This is a genomic window from Streptococcus nakanonensis, from assembly GCF_059738785.1.
Window position 1 is genome coordinate 1,740,122 of sequence record NZ_AP027139.1, and the last position, 21,772, is coordinate 1,761,893.

At 41.4% G+C, this 21,772-nt stretch carries 17 protein-coding genes and 1 riboswitch; of the genes, 4 read left to right on the forward strand and 13 right to left on the reverse strand.

Features of this window, described 5'->3' with window-relative positions; genetic code table 11:
- Positions 1 to 10: 10 nt before the first annotated feature.
- A riboswitch (glycine riboswitch) is annotated at positions 11 to 99 on the reverse strand.
- A 163-nt stretch (positions 100 to 262) separates the two neighbouring features.
- The 3 genes from AC6I9F_RS08285 to zapA all read right to left on the reverse strand — a co-directional run bounded on the left by AC6I9F_RS08285 (position 263) and on the right by zapA (position 3,549).
- Positions 263 to 2,599 carry an endonuclease MutS2 gene (locus AC6I9F_RS08285; protein ID WP_498021625.1) on the reverse strand — a complete coding sequence of 779 codons (2,337 nt, stop codon included), beginning with the start codon at positions 2,597 to 2,599 and terminating at the stop codon, positions 263 to 265.
- Positions 2,600 to 2,701: 102 nt separating this feature from the next.
- Complete coding sequence (locus AC6I9F_RS08290) at positions 2,702 to 3,250, reverse strand: CvpA family protein (RefSeq protein WP_368079968.1); 549 nt, start codon at positions 3,248 to 3,250, stop codon at positions 2,702 to 2,704.
- Positions 3,247 to 3,549 (reverse strand): cell division protein ZapA, encoded by a 303-nt coding sequence (gene zapA, locus AC6I9F_RS08295; RefSeq protein ID WP_000002019.1) that lies wholly within the window; start codon positions 3,547 to 3,549, stop codon positions 3,247 to 3,249. Before zapA ends, AC6I9F_RS08290 begins: the two co-directional genes overlap by 4 nt.
- Positions 3,550 to 3,635: 86 nt before the next feature.
- On the opposite strand from zapA, the gene rnhC reads away from it, so the two are divergent.
- The 3 genes from rnhC (at position 3,636) to recD2 (ending at position 7,723) form a co-directional block, all read left to right on the forward strand.
- Positions 3,636 to 4,517 carry a ribonuclease HIII gene (gene rnhC / locus AC6I9F_RS08300; protein ID WP_173217963.1) on the forward strand — a complete coding sequence of 294 codons (882 nt, stop codon included), beginning with the start codon at positions 3,636 to 3,638 and terminating at the stop codon, positions 4,515 to 4,517.
- Between the two features lie 3 nt (positions 4,518 to 4,520).
- Complete coding sequence (gene lepB, locus AC6I9F_RS08305; RefSeq protein WP_001083986.1) at positions 4,521 to 5,135, forward strand: signal peptidase I; 615 nt, start codon at positions 4,521 to 4,523, stop codon at positions 5,133 to 5,135.
- A gap of 221 nt (positions 5,136 to 5,356) precedes the next feature.
- Entirely contained in the window at positions 5,357 to 7,723 is a 2,367-nt protein-coding gene (recD2, locus tag AC6I9F_RS08310) for an SF1B family DNA helicase RecD2 (RefSeq protein ID WP_498021639.1), read from the forward strand.
- Between the two features lie 47 nt (positions 7,724 to 7,770).
- Here recD2 and tig read toward each other — a convergent pair whose 3' ends face one another.
- The 10 genes from tig to AC6I9F_RS08360 form a co-directional block, all read right to left on the reverse strand.
- Positions 7,771 to 9,054, reverse strand: a complete 1,284-nt coding sequence (gene tig / locus AC6I9F_RS08315) for a trigger factor (protein WP_498021641.1) — start codon at positions 9,052 to 9,054, stop codon at positions 7,771 to 7,773.
- Positions 9,055 to 9,214: 160 nt separating this feature from the next.
- On the reverse strand, positions 9,215 to 9,847 hold the full coding sequence (locus AC6I9F_RS08320; protein WP_112444370.1) for a response regulator transcription factor: 633 nt from the start codon (positions 9,845 to 9,847) through the stop codon (positions 9,215 to 9,217).
- 13 nt (positions 9,848 to 9,860) lie between these two features.
- Complete coding sequence (locus AC6I9F_RS08325) at positions 9,861 to 10,856, reverse strand: envelope stress sensor histidine kinase LiaS (RefSeq protein WP_262079533.1); 996 nt, start codon at positions 10,854 to 10,856, stop codon at positions 9,861 to 9,863.
- Positions 10,853 to 11,551, reverse strand: coding sequence for a cell wall-active antibiotics response protein LiaF (liaF, locus tag AC6I9F_RS08330; RefSeq protein WP_084929911.1), 699 nt, complete (start codon positions 11,549 to 11,551; stop codon positions 10,853 to 10,855). The genes AC6I9F_RS08325 and liaF overlap by 4 nt, the downstream gene beginning before the upstream one ends.
- A 76-nt stretch (positions 11,552 to 11,627) precedes the next feature.
- On the reverse strand, positions 11,628 to 12,638 hold the full coding sequence (gene fni / locus AC6I9F_RS08335) for a type 2 isopentenyl-diphosphate Delta-isomerase (RefSeq protein WP_050141812.1): 1,011 nt from the start codon (positions 12,636 to 12,638) through the stop codon (positions 11,628 to 11,630).
- Positions 12,622 to 13,629, reverse strand: coding sequence for a phosphomevalonate kinase (locus tag AC6I9F_RS08340; RefSeq protein ID WP_498021645.1), 1,008 nt, complete (start codon positions 13,627 to 13,629; stop codon positions 12,622 to 12,624). The genes fni and AC6I9F_RS08340 overlap by 17 nt, the downstream gene beginning before the upstream one ends.
- Positions 13,616 to 14,569: a diphosphomevalonate decarboxylase gene (gene mvaD / locus AC6I9F_RS08345; protein ID WP_368081791.1), complete on the reverse strand. Its 954-nt coding sequence runs from the start codon at positions 14,567 to 14,569 to the stop codon at positions 13,616 to 13,618. Before mvaD ends, AC6I9F_RS08340 begins: the two co-directional genes overlap by 14 nt.
- Entirely contained in the window at positions 14,551 to 15,429 is an 879-nt protein-coding gene (gene mvk / locus AC6I9F_RS08350; RefSeq protein WP_368081790.1) for a mevalonate kinase, read from the reverse strand. The genes mvaD and mvk overlap by 19 nt, the downstream gene beginning before the upstream one ends.
- Before the next feature lie 174 nt (positions 15,430 to 15,603).
- Positions 15,604 to 18,987, reverse strand: a complete 3,384-nt coding sequence (locus tag AC6I9F_RS08355) for an SHIRT domain-containing protein (protein WP_173253057.1) — start codon at positions 18,985 to 18,987, stop codon at positions 15,604 to 15,606.
- A 370-nt stretch (positions 18,988 to 19,357) separates the two neighbouring features.
- On the reverse strand, positions 19,358 to 20,275 hold the full coding sequence (locus AC6I9F_RS08360; protein ID WP_498021647.1) for an N-acetylmuramoyl-L-alanine amidase family protein: 918 nt from the start codon (positions 20,273 to 20,275) through the stop codon (positions 19,358 to 19,360).
- A gap of 229 nt (positions 20,276 to 20,504) precedes the next feature.
- On the opposite strand from AC6I9F_RS08360, the gene AC6I9F_RS08365 reads away from it, so the two are divergent.
- On the forward strand, positions 20,505 to 21,761 hold the full coding sequence (locus AC6I9F_RS08365) for an ISL3 family transposase (protein ID WP_050213065.1): 1,257 nt from the start codon (positions 20,505 to 20,507) through the stop codon (positions 21,759 to 21,761).
- Positions 21,762 to 21,772 lie beyond the last annotated feature (11 nt).

Here is a 21,772-nt window from a genome sequence, read left to right on the forward strand (position 1 = left end):
AAAAGCGGTCTATCCTAGCTCTGTCCTTTTACCTGAGAGTTTGAGCAGTTGCCTGCCTTGCCCCTTCGGTGCCTTTACGGTCTCTCCAGAGTTCCGTCCATTTACAGTCATGGAAAATCAAACAATTCCCCACTTCTATTAAACTTCATTCGGTGTTGGTATTTAATTGATTCTTATTTTACAAAAAATGTTGGCTTTTGTCAATGTGTTTATTAGTAAAAATTAGTTCAACAGTTTTTACTTTATAAAGTCCAGAATACTGCTATCCTTTAAAAGTCACAATAGTCGCGCCACTGCCTCCAGCATTTTGTGGGGCATAACCGAAACTCTTGACATGCTTGTTTCTTTGTAGATATTTGGTAACTCCTTCACGGATGACACCTGTTCCGATACCATGGATGATATCAACTTGAGCCATATTATTAAGCAAGGCTTGGTCTATAAAGGCATCTAGCTCATTCATGGCTTCTTCATAGCGCTTGCCTCGAAGATCCAGTCTAGCTTGAGGTCCTCGACCAGAAGTTCGTTTCACCACATTGACTTGTTTCTTCTTGACTGGTTTTTCTTGCTGGACTTGAACGAGGTCAAATTCTTTCTCTTCCAAAGTCATCTTAATCAAACCGACTTGGGCTTCCCAGCGGCCGTCCTTGAGTTGACTGGTCAAGGTACCACGCTGTCCATAACTGAGAACCACGATGTCATCTCCCACCTTCGGAGCTCGTTTTTTCTTGGCCTTTTGAAGGACCTTGTTTTTAGACAAGTCCACTTTTTCAGGAGCCAATTTTTTCAATTTAGCCTTGGCTTCAATGATTTCGTGGGGTTTGAGTTGAGATTTGCTGTGGAGATTTTTGAGAATCTGGTCACTCTCACTTAGAGCCATGTCCACAATCTCAGCAGCCTGTTCACGCGCCTTGTTGAGCTCGGTTTCCTTTTCACGATTGAGCTCGTTGTAGAGTTTTTTGAGAGCACGGTTCATCTTGAGATTTTCTTGCTCCACCTCACGGATATTATCCAAGCGTTTGCGACTCTCTAGCGTCTGCTCTTCCAGTTGCTCAATGATACGGTTAACATCATTGTCCTGATCGACCTGCTGGCTGGCATCCCCCACGATGACTTCAGATAGGCCTAGACGTTTGGCAATTTCAAAGGCATTACTTCGACCAGGCACTCCCTGCATAAAGCGATAGGTCGGGCGAAGAGTCGCAGTATCAAACTCCATGCTGGCATTTTGGACAAAAGCTGTCTCAATACCATAGGCCTTGAGTTCTGGATAGTGGGTGGTCGCCATAGTCTTAACTTGACGCAGGCGAAGGTCCTCCAGAATAGCCATAGCAAGGGCAGCTCCTTCTTGAGGATCCGTACCAGCCCCCAACTCATCCAAGAGTAAGAGTGAATGTTGATTGACCTTGCCAAGAATATCCACAATATTGGTCATGTGGCTAGAGAAGGTAGACAAGCTCTGCTCAATAGACTGCTCATCGCCAATATCAGCAAAAATTTCTTCAAAAATACCAACACGACTTCCCTTATCTGCTAAAATCGGCAAACCAGACTGAGCCATAACCTGCGTCAAGCCCAGAGTTTTAAGCATGATGGTCTTCCCACCTGTATTGGGACCTGTAATAACAATGGCTGTTAAATCTTGACCAAAATGGACATCATTTGCGACGGCATTTTTGACCAAAGGATGGCAGACATGGAGCAATTGAATTTCCTGATTTTCTGACAGCTGAGGAACGACTGCTTGCCTTTCTTGGATAAAGCGGACCTTGGCACGAATCAAGTCCAGATGACCGATAATCCAAGCATCATTAGCAATCTCAGCCGCATGAGGGCGAACACGCTCAGAGATTTCTTGGAGAATGCGAAGCATTTCATAACGCTCATCTGCTCGTAAACTAGCAATTTCTTCGCTCAGTTTGACCACCTCACGGGGTTCGATATAGACGGTGTTTCCACTAGCAGAAATATCATGAACGACACCTGCAATCTTATTGCGGTAGGTATTTTTGACTGGTAAAACCTGACGACCATTTCTGCTAGCAACGATTCCTTCTGTCAACATCTGCGCTTTTTGTTTGAGCAAATCTTGCAAGACATCGCGGACCTGACTCTCGCTGTCATGGATTTTTCGACGGATGCGCGCCAATTCTTCACTGGCAAAATTTTCAATGAAACCTGCATCATTAAAGGCTTGGAGATTTCCTTGTAATTGCGGAAAATCGTGTAGTTTCTCAAACCAAAGGGCTAATTCTTCCAAACTGACATTTTCCAGATTAGCATAAAAACCTTGAAGCTCTCGGCTAGAAAGAAGCACGCGCTTCAAGAGTAGGAACTCCTCAATATTGAGGTCTGCTCCCATCTCCAACCGCTTGCAGACTCCTGCAATTTCCTTAGTTGCGAGAATGGTAAAATGCGGTTGCTCGACAAAGAGAGCCTGCATTTCCTTCATCTCAGCAAAAGCCTGTTTGATTTTATCTGCTTTGGCAGTCGGAGCCAGCTGTCTCAATTGCTCCAAGCCCTGCTCGGTCAACAAATGGGGTTCAAACAAGGCCTTGACCTTATTGAACTCTAATGTTTCTAATATTTTCTTGTTCATCGTTATTTCCTTGTCTTTGAATGTCTAGGTGGGATAGCTTTTTACATTCTGGTAGATTCGAGTCAATCTGTAAACAAAGGGCTAGGAAAACTCCTGCCCTTTTTATCCGATTAAATTTGTCACCCAGATTTGTTTGAGCCAACTAGTTGTTACTGGTATGCTCTGGATGATATGTTTTGCGACGATACTCTTTTCAAGAGGATTTTGTACAGCTGCCATGGGAATGGTTGCTAGTATGGTCAAGGCCATTTGCAAGACAAATAAGGTCACCAACATGGACAAGATCCCTGCTGAAACTTGGAACAACTTACCACCCAGTTTTTTACTAGGAAGTAAGTGTAAAAGGAGACCAAGCAAACGACCGATGCTATAGACTATCCCAAATACAAGCAAGTAGCCGATCCCTGCGTAAAATACCTTATCCAACTGAAAGAGTTGATCCGATGGGAAAAAGAAAGTCCCCTGACCTTCCTGCGGATTTGCATAAGGGAGCAATAAATGGAACTGCTCTCCAAGTCCCTTGTAAAACTGGCCAGCCATAAAAGCCGATGCCATGGCTGAAATCAGGTAATAAACCTGCAAGAGCAGACCTCTCCGATAGCCAATATAAAATCCCCAAGCCAAGACCAATAGAAGAAGGAGTGAAATCATAAGGAATCCTCAATCTTGCTCTGTTCTTGCTTGCAAGTCACAAGCTTGTGACGGAGTTCTTCTAATTCTTGCTCCTTATCATCAAATTCAATCTCACGGCTGAGCTGAGTTGATAAACAGTTGACTGCCAACAAAAGAGCGATTGTTTCATCGTCTGCACTAGGCATTTGTTCTTTAATTGCTTGGTATTTTTCTGTCGCAACCTTGGCGATTTCCTCCATAAAAAGGTTATCATGCTCGCTTGTCAAAGTTAATGATTTTTTCCCGAATGTAAATTTGAATCGATTTAGATTTGCCATAAAATTCACCTCACGATATTATACCAAAATTCGCTAATTTTGTCAGTTTTTACAAATTTGCCTGCTTTTATGGTACAATAGAAACTATGGCAAGTATAACACTCACACCAAGTGAAAAGGAGATTCAGGCTTTTCTTGAACACTATCAAACCAGTCTGGCTCCCAGCAAGAATCCCTATATCCGCTACTTTTTGAGGCTACCCCAAGCAACGGTTTCTATCTATACTTCTGGAAAGGTCTTACTTCAGGGTGAAGGGGCTGAGAAATACGCTCGTTTCTTTGGCTATCAAGCTGTAGAGCAAACCAGCGGACAAAATCTCCCTTTGATTGGGACAGATGAGGTAGGAAATGGTTCCTACTTTGGTGGACTTGCAGTTGTGGCTTCCTTTGTCACACCTGACCAGCATACCTTCTTGCGAAAACTCGGTGTAGGGGATTCCAAGACTCTGACCGACCTAAAAATCCGTCAGATTGCCCCTATCCTCAAAGAAAAAATCCAGCACCAGGCACTGCTTCTCTCACCAAGCAAGTACAACGAGGTCATCGGAGACCGCTACAATGCTGTTTCGGTTAAGGTTGCCCTCCATAATCAGGCTATCTATCTCCTCCTTCAAAAAGGCATCCAGCCCGAGAAAATTGTGATTGACGCCTTTACCAGTGCTAAAAATTATGACAAGTACTTGGCGCAAGAGGCCAATCGTTTCAGCAATCCTATTAGCCTAGAAGAAAAGGCCGAGGGCAAATACTTGGCCGTCGCAGTTTCTTCTATCATTGCGCGTGATCTCTTTCTAGAAAATCTTGAAAATCTGGGACGAGAACTGGGCTATCAACTTCCAAGTGGAGCTGGAACGGCTTCTGACAAGGTGGCTAGCCAGATTTTACAAGCCTATGGTATGCAGGGACTAAATTTCTGCGCCAAACTGCACTTTAAAAATACTGAAAAAGCGAAAAAACGCTTAGAAAGGTAAGTTATGAATTCATTTAAAAATTTCCTAAAAGAGTGGGGATTGTTCCTCCTGATTCTGTCATTACTAGCTTTAAGTCGTATCTTTTTTTGGAGCAATGTCCGCGTAGAAGGGCATTCCATGGATCCAACCCTAGCGGATGGCGAAATCCTCTTTGTTGTCAAACACCTCCCTATTGACCGTTTTGATATCGTGGTTGCCCATGAGGAAGATGGCAATAAGGACATCGTCAAGCGCGTAATTGGAATGCCTGGCGATACTATCCGTTACGAGAACGATAAACTTTACATCAATGATAAAGAAACGGACGAACCTTACCTAGCTGACTACATCAAACGTTTCAAGGATGATAAACTCCAAAGCACCTACTCAGGCAAGGGCTTTGAAGGAAATAAAGGAACTTTCTTTAGAAGTATCGCTCAAAAAGCCCAAGCCTTCACAGTCGATGTCAACTACAATACCAACTTTAGCTTCACTGTTCCAGAAGGAGAATACCTTCTCCTCGGAGATGACCGCTTGGTTTCTAGCGACAGCCGCCACGTAGGTACCTTTAAAGCAAAAGATATTACAGGGGAAGCTAAATTCCGCTTCTGGCCAATCACCCGTATCGGAACATTTTAAGAGACCTAAGAGGCCGAGAATCAAGAATCTCAGCCTCTTCTTCTATCGTGAGAAGTGATTGTTTATTGACTAATACTCTTCAAAACACGTCAGCTTCCATCTGCAACCTCAAAACACTGTTTTGAGCAACCTGCGGCTAGCTTTCTGGTTTGCTCTTTGATTTTCATTGAGTATAAAATAAAAACAATCCCAACTCTCACCTATTCATGCAAAGGAATTTTATGGAAGTTTATTTTTCAGGAACCATTGAACGGATTATTTTTGAGAATCCCAGCAATTTTTATCGCATCCTCCTCCTAGAAATCGAAGATACGGACGCAGAAGATTTTGATGATTTTGAAATTATTGTCACCGGCACCATGGCTGACGTGATTGAGGGAGAAGACTATACTTTTTGGGGGCAAATTGTCCAGCACTCCAAGTATGGGGAACAACTGCAAATCAGCCGATATGAACGCGCAAAACCAACTAGCAAGGGCTTGGTCAAGTACTTTTCAAGTAGCCATTTCAAGGGAATTGGTCTCAAGACAGCTCAGAAAATTGTGGATACCTATGGCGACAATACCATTGACGAAATTTTGCAACACCCAGAAAAGCTAGAAAGTATCTCAGGACTCTCTGCCAAAAATCGCGAGGCTTTCGTCTCCACTCTTCGTCTCAACTACGGAACGGAGATGGTTTTGGCTAAACTAGCCAACTACGGCATTCCCAACAAACTAGCCTTTCAGATTCAAGACTTTTACAAGGAAGAAACCCTTGATGTGGTTGAAAATTATCCCTACCAACTGGTTGAAGATATCAAGGGTTTGGGCTTTACTATTGCTGACCAATTAGCGGAGGAGCTAGGCATCGAAAGTCAGGCTCCTGAACGCTTCCACGCCGGTCTAGTTCACAGTCTTTTTCAGGCCTGTATGGAAACAGGGGACACCTATGTTGAAGCTCGGGATTTGCTAGAACAAACCCTTACTCTCCTTGAATCTTCTCGCCCAGTGGAACTGGATCCCAGCCAAGTGGCCCAAGAACTCTCCTACCTGATTGAAGAAGACAAGGTCCAGCAGATTGATACCAAGATTTTTGACAACAGCCTCTTTTTCGCTGAGGAAGGCATCCGCAGTCACTTGGTTCGTATTCTTGAAAAAGGAAAACAGAAGAGTCATGATTTAGAAACCATTCAAAAACATATCGCTACTGTCGAGGAAGAGCTGGGGATTGAGTATGATAGCATTCAAAAACAAGCTATCTGTGATGCTATCCAGAACAAGGTCTTTATCCTAACAGGTGGACCTGGTACTGGTAAGACAACTGTGATCAATGGGATTATCGCTGTTTATGCCCTCTTAGAAGGACTTAACCTCAGGAAAAAAAGCAATCTGCCGATTCTTCTTGCTGCTCCAACTGGACGAGCCGCTCGACGTATGAATGAATTGACAGGCTTGCCTAGCGCGACCATACACCGTCATTTAGGAATGACAGGTGACGATGATACCAGTCATCTGGAAGATTATCTGGATGCCGACTTTATCATCGTAGATGAATTCTCCATGGTGGATACTTGGCTGGCCAATCAACTCTTCTCCAACATCTCTTCTAACAGTAAAATCCTCATCGTGGGTGACAGCGACCAGCTACCGTCTGTCAGCCCTGGACAGGTTCTAGCGGATCTACTCCATATTCCCTTGATTCCTCAGACTCGTTTGGAAAAAATTTATCGACAAAGCGAAGAATCAACCATAGTAACCTTAGCAAGTCAGATTCGACAGGGCATCTTGCCAGCTGATTTCACCCAGAAAAAAGCAGACCGTTCCTACTTTGAAATTGCTAGTGGCCATATTCCTGCTACTATTGAGAAAATCTTAGGCGCTGCCCTCAGAAGTGGTATCCCTGCTCGTGATATTCAGGTTCTAGCTCCCATGTACCGAGGGACGGCAGGGATTGATGCCATCAACCAGCTCATGCAAGACCTCCTGAATCCACCACAAAAAGACCAACTCAGTTTTGAAGCTCCCCAGTGTCACTATCGTAAGGGCGACAAGGTCATTCACTTGGTCAACGATGCTGAAATCAATGTCTTTAATGGAGATTTAGGAGTCATCACAGACCTGATTCCTGGCAAATACACCGAGTCGAAACAAGATGAGATTGTCATTGATTTTGATGGCAACGAGGTCTCTTACCCACGTAACGAATGGTACAAGATTCGCCTGGCCTATGCTATGAGTATCCATAAGTCACAGGGAAGTGAGTTCCCTGTTGTCATCCTGCCTATCACTAGTGCTAGTAGGCGTATGCTGGAGCGCAATCTCATCTACACAGCCATTACTCGCGCCAAAAGCAAGCTTATCTTACTAGGAGAATTACAGGCCTTCGATTATGCTACTCAACATATCGGAACTGCCCGAAAAACCTATCTGATTGAACGCTTCAGTGATTTATTGGAGAATGTTGAAGAAAAGCAACAAGCGGTCTCTGAAACAGTAACATCAAGTATCTCTGAACAATCCTACATCCTAACCGAAGAAAACTGGGACAGCATCCCAGCCATGATTGGGATTACAGACGCAGACCTCAAAGAGATTTTTGGAAAATAGTGTATAAGAAAACCCACCAATTCAGGTGGGCTTTTTGTTTATTAAGATTATTTTACTGTTGCTGTGCTTGTGATCAACTCAACAGCTTTTTTGATTGTGATATCGTGTTTCAACATATCAGCTGAAAGCAAGCTTTGTACTTGAGCAACTTCCATGTTGTAGTCTGCTGCCAATTGCTCGATTTCTTTTTGGATTTCTTCTTCTGAAGCGTCAAATCCTTCAGCTTTGGCAACTGCTTCGATAACAAGGTTAGTTCTAGTACGTGACTCAGCTTCTGCTTGGTATTGGTTGTGAAGGTCTTCTTGAGTAGTTCCAGTGATTTGGAAGTACATGTCAGGGTTGATACCTTGACGTTGCAAGTTCCCAAGGAATTCGTTTACTGAGCGGTGAACTTCTTCGTGAATCATTTCTTCTGGAAGTTCTACGATTTCAGCGTTTTCTACAGCTTTATCAATTGCTGCACCTTCAACTGCATCTTTGTAAGCTTCTTCTTTAGCAGCAGCCAATTCGTTGCGGTATTTTTCTTTCAATTCAGCAAGTGTTTCAACTTCTTCGTCGATGTCTTTTGCAAGTTCATCATCAAGAGCTGGAACTTCTTTAGCTTTAACTTCGTGGATAGTTGTCACGAATTTAGCTTCTTTACCTGCAAGGTCTTCTGCTTGATAGTCTTCTGGGAATGTTACGATAACATCAACAGTTTCGCCAGCTGAGTGACCTACCAATTGGTCTTCAAAGCCAGGGATGAATTGACCTGAACCAAGTCCAAGTGAGAAGTTTTCACCTTTTCCACCATCAAATTCAACACCGTCGATAGAACCAACGAAGTCGATGACAACAGTGTCACCGTTTTCAGCAGCAGCTTCTTTGATAACCAATTCAGCCAAGTTGTTGCGTTCGCGTTCGATACGCTCTTCAACGTCAGCATCAGTTACTTCTTTTTCTACATCAACTGATACTTCAAGGTTTTTGTAGTCACCCAATTTTACTTCAGGTTTTGTAACAACTTCAGCAGTGATAACCCAGTCTTGACCTTTTTCCATTGAAGTTACGTCAATTTTTGGTTGTGCAACGACTTCAAGACCAGCTGCTTTTACAGCTGCTTCATAAGCGTTTGGCAAAAGAGCGTTCATAACGTCTTGATAAAGTGATTCTTCACCAAATTTTTTGTCGAAGATAGAACGTGGAAGGTGACCTTTACGGAAACCTGGAACATTAAGAGATTTCTTCACTGAGTTGAAGACACGATCCAATTCTGGTTTAATTTGGTCTTGAGAGATAGTGAAAGTCAAGACACCACGGTTTGTTTCTTTGTTTTCAAATGATACAGACATTCTGTCATTTCTCCTTAAAATTTTTTAAATACAGTCTATTATAACATAAATGGACGACTTTTTTCAAGTAATGACTGCGCTTTTCAATGATGCTAGAGGTACTTGCTCGCTTCTTTGATACTAAATTAAGTCATTTCTCCGATATTATTTTATATAACTACTAAAACTCCTCACGCCCTACCAAACGATGCTGAAAGGCATAGACTGCCGCCTGGGTACGATCACTGACTTCAAGTTTGGCAAGGATATTGGACACATGGGTCTTGACCGTCTTGAGAGAGATAAAAAGTTCGTCTGCGATACGCTGATTTTCGTAGCCCTTGGCAATCAGTTGGAGAACATCTCGCTCACGCGCAGTCAAATCCTCATGTAGTTCCATGTGATTGCGGTGGTATTCAACCTTCTTGCTGACCTCTTGCTCAATGGCCAGCTCACCAGCAGCCACCTTACGGACGGCATGGAGAAGTTCGTCAGCACTAGAAGTCTTGAGCATATAGCCCCTAGCACCTGCATTTAAGACAGGCATGATTTTTTCATTGTCCAAGTAAGAAGTCACAATCAAAATCTTGGCTTCAGGCCATTCTTTGAGGATAGCCAAGGTCGCGTCAATTCCATTCATCTCAGGCATGACAATATCCATGACAATGACATCTGGACGCAGTTCCAAGGCCAAGTCAATTCCTTGAGACCCGTTGGACGCCTCGCCCACAACTTCTACATCATCTTGGAGGTCAAAGTAGCTTTTCAAGCCCAAGCGGACCATTTCATGGTCATCTACTAGTAAAATTTTCATCTTTACTCCTTTATCATTCCTTATCTAGCAGGGGAATACGAATATCAATTGCCATCCCTTGCTTGGGAGCTGTTAATAACTGAACCGTCCCTGCCATATCTTCAACCCGCTCCTTGATATTTCGCAGTCCATAACTCAAGTCGTCTAAACTCCCTAACTGAAAACCAATTCCATTGTCCACCACCTTCAGTTGCAATTCAACATCTGTCTGATAGAGATAGACATCTAAACAAGAGGCCTGGGCATGGCGAAGGGTATTGCTGATCAACTCTTGCAGGATACGGAAAATATGCTCCTCAATTTTCTTGGGCAATTTCGTTACATTATGCTTGAAACCAACCTTGAGATCACTCTTGTCCTCAAGCTCTTTTAAGAGGATTTGGATTCCCTCAACCAGATTCTTCTGCTCCAGCTCAACTGGTCGCAAATGCAAGAGCAAGACCCGCAAATCCTTCTGGGCTGTTTCTAAAATAGCTGTGACACTCTGCAACTGGGGCTGCATCTTTTCTCTATCCAATTTCAAAGCCTGCTGACTGATACCCGATAAAATCATGTGGGCCGCAAACAACTCCTGACTGACTGTATCGTGCAAATCCCGAGCAATTCGCTTCCGTTCCTTCTCGATGATTTCCTCTTCCTGAGCAAGGCTATGATTTTCAGCTTTTTGAAGAGCCTCTGTCAAAAGGTTAAGTTTACCTGACAAGGACTTGAAACTGGCATCCAAATCTGGATCTGCAACCTGAACCACTTCTTGCCCTGCCAATAAACGCTTGAGATTAGTCTGCATTTTTCTTAGAGAAAGCTCTTCGATACCTCTCCAAAACAGGGCTAAGAGACAGGTCATGGACATGCTGAATACCAACAACAAAAAGATAAATTTTTCTGTTTTTTCGACATCGTGCAGAAAGATAGACCAGTCAAAGTCAAGGATTTCCAGCAAGCTGTGGGAGAAAAACAAGACAAACAGGAAGGAGGTGAGGACAATGATTACATAAGCTTGTTTTTTCATCCTCTGACCACCTCCACATCCCCAATCATAGTAGTCAAGAAAATCTTGACACTCTTGTTACTCTTGAGATAGTCTCTTGTTTCTTGATGATAGTGTTCATTGCGGAGGGCTCGCTTGGGCTGGTTGAAAAAAGTCAAATCACCATAGAGACAGTTAACGCTAAGGCTGACTTCCACATCTACAGGTACAATGATTTTGGTCGTTCCTACCATCTTTCTGAGGATAATGACATTGTCATGATTGGTTAGGATGACCCTCTCCAGATGAATAGTGTCCTTGCCCATGAGGCGAAAGAGATTGATATCATCAAACTGGCAAGTCTGGTAGCTTGAAAAATGATGGAGATTTCCAAACCAACGATTTTTCTCCTTCTTAACCGTTACCACCTCTTCAAAAACCAAATTGGTCTGCTCTTTTTCCTGGTTCATCATCGGATAAAGAAGAAAGAGGCTGTAGATGACCGCAACAAAAATAGCTAAAATCACAAAAGGATTGAGCATGACGATGAAAAAGAAAAGAATGGTTGCCACCACTAAAAGAAGATTATTGCCCTCTTTACCAGTGTAATAACGAATCAAAAGCAAAAAGAGGAATAAAATCAGCAGAAAACGCGAAAAATGCTCTGAAACCATCAAAATCAGAGCTCCTGTCAAAAGACAGGTTTCGATAAATAAAAAGATTTTAAATTTTCTCATAAGTTCATCCTCTGCTTTCTATTTTATCACAATTCAAAAAAGTCACCTCAGTCTAAAGATGGAAAAAAGGCGGTGGTTACGCCTTTTTCATCTGATCCTTTGCTTCTTTTAATTTTCCATAAAGAAGATAGTCTACTTTTTGCAGATCTGCTATGGTGGCACAATTAAGAGCACACATAATCAAGCGTAGATCTGCTTTCCAGCCTTGGACAATGCCAATCACTTCTTCGACTGTGTAGCTTTCAACCAATTCTAGAACTGTTCGAGACAGTCCTACAGCCTTAGCACCAAAGACCAAGCACTTAATCATATCCAGCGGATTCCGAACCCCTCCACTAACTAAGAGTTCGACCTTGTCTTTCCATTCTTGGGCATTGAGAAGGGCCTGCATGGTGGACTGGCCCCATTGATTAAGATAATCACGCTGACCACTGCGACGGTTTTCGATATAAGCAAAGCTGGTGCCACCACGACCTGATAGATCAACAGTTCGAACGCCTAGTTCATAGGCTCTTTCGATGGTCTTGGCATCCATTCCAAAGCCCACTTCCTTGAGGGCAATCGGAACAGGGATTTGCTTGCTATAGTCTGCTAGATTCGATTGCCAGCTTCTGAACTTCCTTTCTCCCTCAGGCATGAGTAATTCCTGCATGACATTGACATGCACTTGTAGGAGAAGAGGATTCATTTCTTCTACCGTCTGAAGTCCTAACTCGACAGGCTTGTCTAATCCAATATTGGTTCCAAGAAGGAGATTTGGATGACTAGACTTGACAGAAAAAGAGGCATCTGATGGATCTTTGAGAGCCGCACTATAAGAGCCTGTCACAAATAAAATACCACAGGCTTCCGCCACCTGAGCTAGTTTTTGATTGATTTCTTTACCTTTTTCACTCCCACCTGTCATGGCATTGATATAAAAAGGAAAAGCCCACTTTCGACCAGCGAACTCTGTCGACAGATTGACTTCATCCAGGTCGTAAAGAGGCAAGGAAGAATGAATCAACTCCACCTCATCAAAGCTATTATAGGAACTTTTCTGCTCAAGGGCATAGCGGATGTGCTCATCCTTACGATTTGTCGTCATGTCCTATCCTTTCTTGGTATAAAAGCTCAATCCCCAGATCGGCCCAACGGTTTTTTAGGGTTTCAGTTGATTGCTCATCAAAACTCAAGGCAATACCACAATCACCACCACCAGCGCCGCTACTCTTAGCAACAGCCTGCAAATCTTGACTGGCTTCTTTCAACTGTCTAAGCGAAGGCGTGTAAATATCTGTACTCAAACCTTCTAAAAGCTGACTGGCTGTTTCCACCTGCTCAATGATTTTTTCTGCATTCCCTTGCTCCAAGGCTTCTACCAAAGAAGCCACCGTTTCTTTTGAGGAACTTAAAAAATTCTGATTGATATTTTGCTTGATTTGCTGAACCATGTTACTAGACACAGCTACTTCCTTGGTCCATCCCACTAGGAAATCACATTCTAGGGCAGGTTTCACTTGTAAGATGGAAAAGCCCCACTCACGCTCCAAAACTGTCGTCAAGTTTTCTTCTTCCAACCAAGCAGCCACCTTCTGGCGATTAAATGACTGGTAGAGAACCAAATCCTCTGCTACAATACAGGCAAGGTCGCCCATGGAACCATTGTCTCCTCGCTTGAGCAAGACAGCACTAGCCAGCTTAAACAAGAGATCTTGATTAACCGAAAGATCATATAGAGCAAGCAGAGCCTTGATAACCAAGACAACGATGCTACCGCTAGAACCTAGACCAAACTTTTTCCCTTCTCGTTCCATTTTCCCACGAATTTCTAGAGAAAAAGGTCGCAAGGTTTGCTCACGATAAACGAGGAAATCTTGCACTAAAGCAATTGTTTCTTGAATCAAGCTATAGTCAGGATTTGGCGTCAAATCCACTGCGAAATCAAACATATCTGAGTAGATACGGTAACTATCAGAAAAAGTAATCTCGCCCTTCATATAGATGGGAATGGCATTTATCAAGGCCAACTGCCCTGGCTCTAAAATAGCATATTCACCTGCCCAATAGAGTTTTCCGCAAGTTTTAACAGCAATCATCTTGACTCAAATCCTTTGTTTTTGACACAATCAAGCGATAACGTTGACCGAAGATTTCTGATAAATGCTCCAAGTCTTTCTTCTGACAGAGGACCTTGACATTGGGACCAGCATCCATGGTAAAGTAGCAGGATTCTCCTTGCTCACGAAGCTGGCGGACAAAGTCCATGGCTTCATAGCTTGCATCCGTCAGATAAGAAAAGGCTGGTGACGCAGTTTTGGTCGTAGCGTGCATAGCAAGGGCATTTTTCTCCGTTAATTCCCCAACCTTGGCAAAGTCATTTTCCTTAAGGTAAACCAGCATATCCTGATAATCCTTCTCAGACTGACGCACCCAGTCATCAAAGGTCGTCGAAGTTTCCACACAAAGTTTCATCCCATCACGACTAGAGATTGGTTTTTTCTTGTCCTCTAGCACCAACATAATCATAGCTAGCTTCAAGTCTGTCTCTACAGGGTAAATTTCCCCGCTATCCTTATCCCAAGCACCGAGTGGTCCATAAAAACTCCGAGAGGAAGATCCTGAGGCAAACTTAGCCTCCTGTGCCAACTGGCTCCGAGTCAATCCAAGCTGAAAATAAGCATTACAAGCCTTGACCAAGGCAGACAAACCACTAGAACTTGAGGACAGACCCGCTGCCGTAGGCATATTGTTTTGAGTATCGATACGGACAAATCCTTCTCCAACTGGACGGTAGCGGTCAATAATCTTGCTCATCTTGGCATGCTCCACCTCATTTTGTAGCTGACCATTGATGTAAAAGGCATCAGCTGTCGCATCCGTCGGTAGAGATGACAAAGTCGTCTCCGTGTACATATTTTCCAAAGTCAGAGAAATACTGCTAGTAGCAGGTACCATCTCTTTTTCTTTTTTCTTTCCCCAATATTTGATAATAGCAATATTTGCGTAGGAACGTACTGTTACAGGCTCTCTATCCATGTCTGAACAGCTCCTTTCTCTTCTAATCTTTCTGCTAGTTCTTGAGCTTGAGTCAAATTGGTTACCAAAGCTATGATACAGCCTCCTAGCCCACCACCGCTCATCTTGGCACCCAGAGCACCATGGCTAAGAGCCGTTTCAACTAGAGAATCCGCCTCAGGGCTACTAACACCAATTTCTTTTAGATGTAAATGCGCTTGACTGAGGATTTTTCCCAGTCCTTCAGCATCTTTTCGTCTAATCGCATCTTCTGCCTGCTGGGTCAATTCTCCCAAGGCATGCAAAAACGGCAGGGCATCCTTCCCCTTGTTTTGAACCACTTGGATGGCTTCACGAGTATGACCATAAACACCCGTATCTGCAATGACCAAATAGGCGGATAAATCCATCTCAAGCTCTGTAAATCCTACGTTCTTGATAAAGCGAATAGGCTGGTCACTGAGACAGGTCTTAGCATCCAAACCACTTGGATTCATATGGGCAATCATCTCAGCCCGATTGACCAAGATTTCTAGTACATCATGAGGTAGTTCTGCCTGATAGTAGTCAAATACCGCACGAATGGCCGCTATGCTGATAGCCGCTGACGAACCCATCCCCCGTTTCTCAGGGATAGCCGAGTCAATCTCACAACGAATGCAGGCCTCTGTGATATTCAAATACTCCAGTGAGGCATAAACCGCCATGGACAAGGTATCCTCCTCATAGAGACGCCAAGGACTCACTGCAGGAACTACCTTACAAGTCACCTCCACCTCTAAAAGAGGCAGGGAAATGGCAGGATAGCCATAAACGACCGCATGCTCCCCTATTAAAATAATCTTACTATGTGCCTGACCGACACCAATTTTTTTTGTCATTTTTTCCTTTTACTAGACGAAAAAGCCGTCCCATTTTTCATACAAGTATTTATTCTTTCCTATCTATTTTATTATATTTTCACAAAAAAAGCGATTGTTTCCATTCACAATCGCTTTTCCCATTATAAGGATATATTTACATCATTTTATTATTTAAACGATTTTTATCATATCCTATTCTTCTCGTTTTTTAGAAAATACCGTCAAAGCACCTAGGAGAGATAAGCCACCTAGAGCTACCAACCATTCATCTTGTTGACTACCTGTCTGAGGTAGTTCATCCCGCTTGTGCACTTCAGTACTTCCTTGATCCCAATTCTCTGAAGGAGTTGGGCTTGGTTTTGGTTCCGGTTTAGGCTCTGGCTTAGGCTCCGGTTTTGGTTCTGGCTTAGGCTCTGGTTTTGGTTCAGGTTTTGGCTCCGGCTTCGGTTCTGGCTTAGACTCCGGCTTAGGCTCTGGTTTTGGCTCCGATTTTGGTTCTGGCTTAGGCTCTGGTTTCGGTTCTGGCTTAGGAGTCGGTGCGTTAGCCACGAATACCCATGTTCCTACAAACTCTACATCTGCTTTATTTACTACTTTATTTTCAGCATCGTAACTCTTGAATACCCATTTACCATCGTTTTCTGCATCTACGTACTCTTTAGTTGTCGGTTGTGTTGGTGTTACATTTGCTTTATCTGCATAACGATTTTGGTCTGTTGGTTTATAGCCTTCGATTGCTGCTGGCAATGTCTTACCCGGGGTTCCACTTTCAAATTTGTAGGTTACACCGTATTTATTAGCTTCGAATACCCATGTTCCTACAAACTCTACATCTGCTTTATTTACCTGTTTATTTTCAGCATCGTAGCTCTTGAATACCCATTTCCCATCATTTTCTGTATCAACATACTCTGTTTTTGTTGGTTGAATTGTTGTTACATTTGATTTATCTACATAACGGTTTTGGTCTGTTGGTTTATAGCCTTCTATTGCTTCTGGCAATGTCTTACCTGGTGTTCCACTTTGGAATTTGTAGGTTACACCGTATTTATTAGCCTCGAATACCCATGTTCCTATAAACTCTACATCTGCTTTATTTACCTGTTTATTTTCAGCATCGTATTTTTTAAATACCCATTTACCATCATTTTCTGTATCAACGTACTCTTTAGTTGTTGGCTGAATTGTTGTTACATTTGATTTATCTACATAACGGTTTTGGTCTGTTGGTTTATAGCCTTCTATTGCTTCTGGCAATGTCTTACCTGGTGTCCCACTTTCAAATTTGTAGGTTACACTGTATTTATTAGCTTCGAATACCCATTTTCCTATAAACTCTACATCTGCCTTATTTACTGCTTTATTTTCAGCATCGTAGCTTTTGAATACCCATTTTCCATCATTTTCTGTATCAACATACTCTGTTTTTGTTGGTTGAATTGTTGTTACATTTGATTTATCTACATAACGGTTTTGGTCTGTTGGTTTATAGCCTTCTATTGCTGCTGGCAATGTCTTACCTGGTGTCCCACTTTGGAATTTGTAGGTTACACCATACTTATTAGCTTCGAATACCCATGTTCCAATGAACTCCACATCTGCTTTGTTTACTTGTTTTTTAGCTTCATCATAATCTTTGAAGACCCATTTCCCATCGTTTTCTGCATCTATATACTCTGTAGTTGTCGGTTGTGTTGGTGTTACATTCGCTTCATTTTCGTAAGTAGCTGTATCTTTTGGCTTATAGTTTTCGATTACTGCTGGTAATACTTTTCCCTCTGTTCCACTTTGGAATCGGTAGGATACATTATAAAATGTAACATAACCTAGTTCTAAAACGTTAGCTTCTACTTTGTCAATAGGTAAATTTGTAGCTGAATTAAACCAACCGATTTTACCTGCATTTGGGTGAACATTACCCTCAACAGAACCTGTTACTTTTAAAACTGTTGTACCATTTGTATCTGCTAACTCTTTGGCTTTTTCTTGATTAATACGAACAACCATCTGATTGATTTCTTCATCACTCTTATTAGGGAATAAAGCTTTAAGTTCTGTTGATGTAAGAGAGCGAAGTGTCATATTGCGCATAATTGTTTCAGCAACAGACTTCCCTTCATCCGGTTTTACTACACTCTCAGCTATACGCTCATTACGTTCACCTTCCGGTCTATTACTATCATTTCCGTTTAAAGATCTAAGAATCATTCTAAATGTTATATTATGGTTACCTTTAGTTTCAACACCAAATGTGACTCTAGGGTCCGTATTACTAACGATTGAATTAAAGCTATCTTTTGCATTTCCTAACGCTGTTCCATCTTTTGAATACACATTTAAGATTTCCTTCGTTCCATCTTCCTTAATTCCAAGAGCATATAAAGGTCTCCATGAATAACCATTAAACTCTGCATATAATTTTTCCGGAACAACTAAATCTTTGTCTAAATTCACATTTAAGTCTACATAGGTGTAAGTTTTTCTCCTTTCGCCCAATTCAAATTGATTCCCTTTATATGAATTAGATAAAACAGGACCAACATATCCTATATGAGGATTTCTATACACAGTCATCGCTGTAGTTTTATCCATTTCAAACTCAGCTTTTAAAACCACTTCATTCACTTTTGTAGTATCATTATTGTCCGGTTTATACTCATCGATGATACGACGTGTATTTTTTTCTTTATCTTCTGTGTCTTTGTTTAACTTAGTATTGGGTAATACATCATCCGATTTTACATTTGTATCAATATTAACCTTATTATCGTTAATTTTAAATTTATTCATTCCACCTATAATCGCAAATCCCATAGAAAATTTATCTGTAGGGAAAGGCTCATCTTGATCATTTAAACTGGCATAAACACCATACAGCTTGGAATCAGCTTTCAATCCATCTGGAAAGGCAGTGGCTAAAGTGTCTTCTGGGGAGAACAGTCTTGCTCCTTCTGCAATTTTTCCATCTACAGGCGGCTTGTCAGACCAACCAAGAAAAGTTTTTGCAGCAGCACGGAAAAGACCGGTATTTGGTAAGGGACTCCCTAATTTATCTGTAGCATTCTTATATGTATTTTCAGTATCTTTTTTTTCGTGTGATTCACTTGTCCATTGACCGATAAGACTTACTTTACCATCATAATTTGCTGGTTCTGTTGCTCTTTCAAGCCCTCTAGGTTTCTCATTATTATTTCTTGCTTCAACATTATCTTCTGGCTTAATAGGCCCATTTTCTGTTAATGCAGCTCTATTATTTCCATTACTCTCAGTTGATGCAGCTGTATTTGTATCTGTATTTGTATTTTCTATTTCTGTGTCACCAGTATTAGCACCAGAAGTGCCTAGTGTGCTTGTTGTACTTGCTGAACTTGCTGAACCTGGTGTACTTGGTGGGGCTGGTGTGCCTGATACTGGTTCACCTGCTCCTGGTCCATCCGCTTGCACAGTCGCCACACCAGTTGCAAAAAATAATACCGAAGCTACTGCTACACTAGCTACTCCCAAATGATGCTTTCTAATAGAATAGCGTAAAACTTTTTTCCCGTTTTCTTCACATTTTCTTGACTTAAAGTTCATTTTCAACCTCATTTCTTTTTTACAAATGGGTACTTATACCCCCCCCCCTTAAATATTTAAGTATTTAAAGAAGGTTCGATTTTTAAGCCTAAAATTGTAATTGTTGTGATGCTTTCAAAAAAACACTTGATATTACACTAACATTATATACCTTTTTCTAAAACATGTCATGTAAAACTGGGCAAAACTCAATTTTGTTAAAAATAAGTAAATCTTTCCACAATAAACCGCATATTATCAAGGTTTTGCCAATTTTTTGACGCCTGATAATATGCGGTTTTCTGATTTTAAAAACTTTTTATCCAGTATCACTTCGTGAAGCTGCACTCTTACTTAAAATTTATCTCAAATTACAAAATACTATCATTATTTATTGAACCCATTCGCCATTATAATTGACAGAATAGCCATCTACAGTCGTATTTACTGCCAAAGTACCTGAGCTATAGGCGTAATACCATTTACTACCGATCTGGAACCAGCCTGTCGCCATAGCTCCTGATGAACGGAGATAGTACCACTTGTTGCCAAGGTTTTGCCAACCCGTTTTCATATCACCATTTGACTGGTCTAAGTAGTACCAAGTTGAACCTTCCTGATACCAACCAGTTGCCATGGCCCCCGATGAACGGAGGTAGTACCACTTATTATCAAGGTATTTCCAACCAGTTTGCATTGCAGCACTTGTTGGATCCAGATAGTACCAAGTTGAATTATCATTGATCCAGCCAACACGTCTTTCACCCCCAAGGTAGTCTTTCCCTGAATAACCTATTTTTGCTAAGTAATACCAGTTAGACTGATCATAAAGCCAACCTGTTTTTAAAGAATGGTCTTGATCAAAGTAATAATTTGCTAATTTAAGAACTTCTAAGCCTTCAAAGCCCTCACCATGTTTTTTGCCAACATTTAACGAATCCTTAACTTCTAATTGTTTCCATCCAACAAATTCTTGAAGAACCCCATCTTGATTAAAGTAGTACCACTTCGGTTGAAGGGCAATTTCGAAAACTGGTCGATTATCAAATAAATCATCACGATAACCTGTCCCAGGGATTTCTAAGTATTGCCAACCGACTACCATTTCTCCACTATCACCAAAATAGTAGGTTTTACCGTCTATTTTATGCCAATAGATTGCTTTATGGTCATCTTTTATATAATATTTTCTATTATCCTTATCAACAAACTGTCCACCTGTAGTATCCGCCAATACTGCACTTGTTACCAGTAAGCTAAAGAACAAGACTGCTAATGCGATTGGCATCAATTTTTTTATTATTTTCATTAGACCTATCCTCCATAACTGATTGTAGCAAAGACCCGACTGCATGTCAATATATAAAAGCTCCTCAAAAAAAGCAGTTACATAACTGCAACTGCTTTCTATTCTGGCTCTATAATATTTGTAGTGGGTAAATCCTCTATAGATATTATGGAGCCTATTTTTGTATAGAAAAAAAGTCCCATAAGATCTATAATGAAAAGCGACCAAACAACTCATTAGAAAGATTCATATGGAACAATTACATTTTATCACAAAACTGCTCGATATCAAAGACCCTAATATCCAATTTATGGATATCATCAATAGGGATACACACAAGGAAATTATCGCTAAACTGGATTATGAGGCCCCCTCTTGTCCTGATTGCGAAAGTCAAATGAAGAAATATGACTTTCAAAAACCGTCTAAAATTCCTTACCTCGAAACGACTGGTATGCCTACTAGAATACTTCTTAAAAAGCGTCGATTTAAGTGCTATCATTGCTCTAAAATAATGGTCTCAGAGACCCCTCTCGTCAAGAAGAATCACCAAATCCCTCGTATTATCAACCAAAAAATTGCGCAAAAGTTGATTGAAAAGACTTCTATGACCGATATCGCTCATCAACTGGCTATTTCAACTTCAACTGTCATTCGCAAGCTTAATGACTTCCGTTTTAAGCCTGATTTTTCTAGTCTTCCTAAGATTATGTCCTGGGACGAGTATGCCTTCACTAAGGGAAAGATGAGTTTCATTGCACAAGATTTTGATAATCTCAACATCATCACTGTTCTTGAAGGCAGAACACAGGCTATCATACGAAATCACTTTCTGCGCTACGATAGAGTCGTTCGTTGTCAGGTGAAAATCATTACGATGGATATGTTTAGTCCTTATTATGACTTGGCTAAACAGCTTTTTCCATGTGCTAAAATTGTTCTAGATCGTTTTCATATTGTGCAACACTTAAGCCGTGCTATAAGTCGTGTCCGTGTTCAAATCATGAATCAATTTGAGCGAAAATCCCATGAATATAAGGCTATTAAACGCTACTGGAAACTCATTCAACAGGATAGTCGTAAATTGAGTGATAAACGATTTTATCGCCCTACTTTTCGTATGCACTTGACGAATAAAGAAATTCTAGATAAGCTTTTGAGCTATTCAGAAGACTTGAAACACCACTACAATGTCTATCAACTCTTACTCTTTCACTTTCAGAACAAGGAGCCAGACAAATTTTTCGGACTCATTGAGGACAATCTTAAACAGATTCATCCTCTTTTTCAGACTGTCTTTAAAACCTTCCTCAAGGATAAAGAAAAGATTGTCAATGCCCTTCAACTACCTTATTCTAATGCCAAATTAGAAGCAACTAATAATCTCATCAAACTTATCAAACGAAATGCCTTTGGATTTCGGAACTTTGAAAACTTCAAAAAAAGGATTTTTATCGCTCTCAACATCAAAAAAGAAAGGACGAATTTCGTCCTTTCTAGATCTTAGCTTTTCTTCAA

Excerpts from the sequence above, each read along its gene's own strand:
- AC6I9F_RS08285 (WP_498021625.1), bottom strand. The coding sequence starts at position 2,599 with ATGAACAAGAAAATATTAGAAACATTAGAGTTCAATAAGGTCAAGGCC.
- AC6I9F_RS08290 (WP_368079968.1), bottom strand. The coding sequence starts at position 3,250 with ATGATTTCACTCCTTCTTCTATTGGTCTTGGCTTGGGGATTTTATATT.
- zapA (WP_000002019.1), bottom strand. The coding sequence starts at position 3,549 with ATGGCAAATCTAAATCGATTCAAATTTACATTCGGGAAAAAATCATTA.
- rnhC (WP_173217963.1), top strand. The coding sequence starts at position 3,636 with ATGGCAAGTATAACACTCACACCAAGTGAAAAGGAGATTCAGGCTTTT.
- lepB (WP_001083986.1), top strand. The coding sequence starts at position 4,521 with ATGAATTCATTTAAAAATTTCCTAAAAGAGTGGGGATTGTTCCTCCTG.
- recD2 (WP_498021639.1), top strand. The coding sequence starts at position 5,357 with ATGGAAGTTTATTTTTCAGGAACCATTGAACGGATTATTTTTGAGAAT.
- tig (WP_498021641.1), bottom strand. The coding sequence starts at position 9,054 with ATGTCTGTATCATTTGAAAACAAAGAAACAAACCGTGGTGTCTTGACT.
- AC6I9F_RS08320 (WP_112444370.1), bottom strand. The coding sequence starts at position 9,847 with ATGAAAATTTTACTAGTAGATGACCATGAAATGGTCCGCTTGGGCTTG.
- AC6I9F_RS08325 (WP_262079533.1), bottom strand. The coding sequence starts at position 10,856 with ATGAAAAAACAAGCTTATGTAATCATTGTCCTCACCTCCTTCCTGTTT.
- liaF (WP_084929911.1), bottom strand. The coding sequence starts at position 11,551 with ATGAGAAAATTTAAAATCTTTTTATTTATCGAAACCTGTCTTTTGACA.
- fni (WP_050141812.1), bottom strand. The coding sequence starts at position 12,638 with ATGACGACAAATCGTAAGGATGAGCACATCCGCTATGCCCTTGAGCAG.
- AC6I9F_RS08340 (WP_498021645.1), bottom strand. The coding sequence starts at position 13,629 with ATGATTGCTGTTAAAACTTGCGGAAAACTCTATTGGGCAGGTGAATAT.
- mvaD (WP_368081791.1), bottom strand. The coding sequence starts at position 14,569 with ATGGATAGAGAGCCTGTAACAGTACGTTCCTACGCAAATATTGCTATT.
- mvk (WP_368081790.1), bottom strand. The coding sequence starts at position 15,429 with ATGACAAAAAAAATTGGTGTCGGTCAGGCACATAGTAAGATTATTTTA.
- AC6I9F_RS08355 (WP_173253057.1), bottom strand. The coding sequence starts at position 18,987 with ATGAACTTTAAGTCAAGAAAATGTGAAGAAAACGGGAAAAAAGTTTTA.
- AC6I9F_RS08360 (WP_498021647.1), bottom strand. The coding sequence starts at position 20,275 with ATGAAAATAATAAAAAAATTGATGCCAATCGCATTAGCAGTCTTGTTC.
- AC6I9F_RS08365 (WP_050213065.1), top strand. The coding sequence starts at position 20,505 with ATGGAACAATTACATTTTATCACAAAACTGCTCGATATCAAAGACCCT.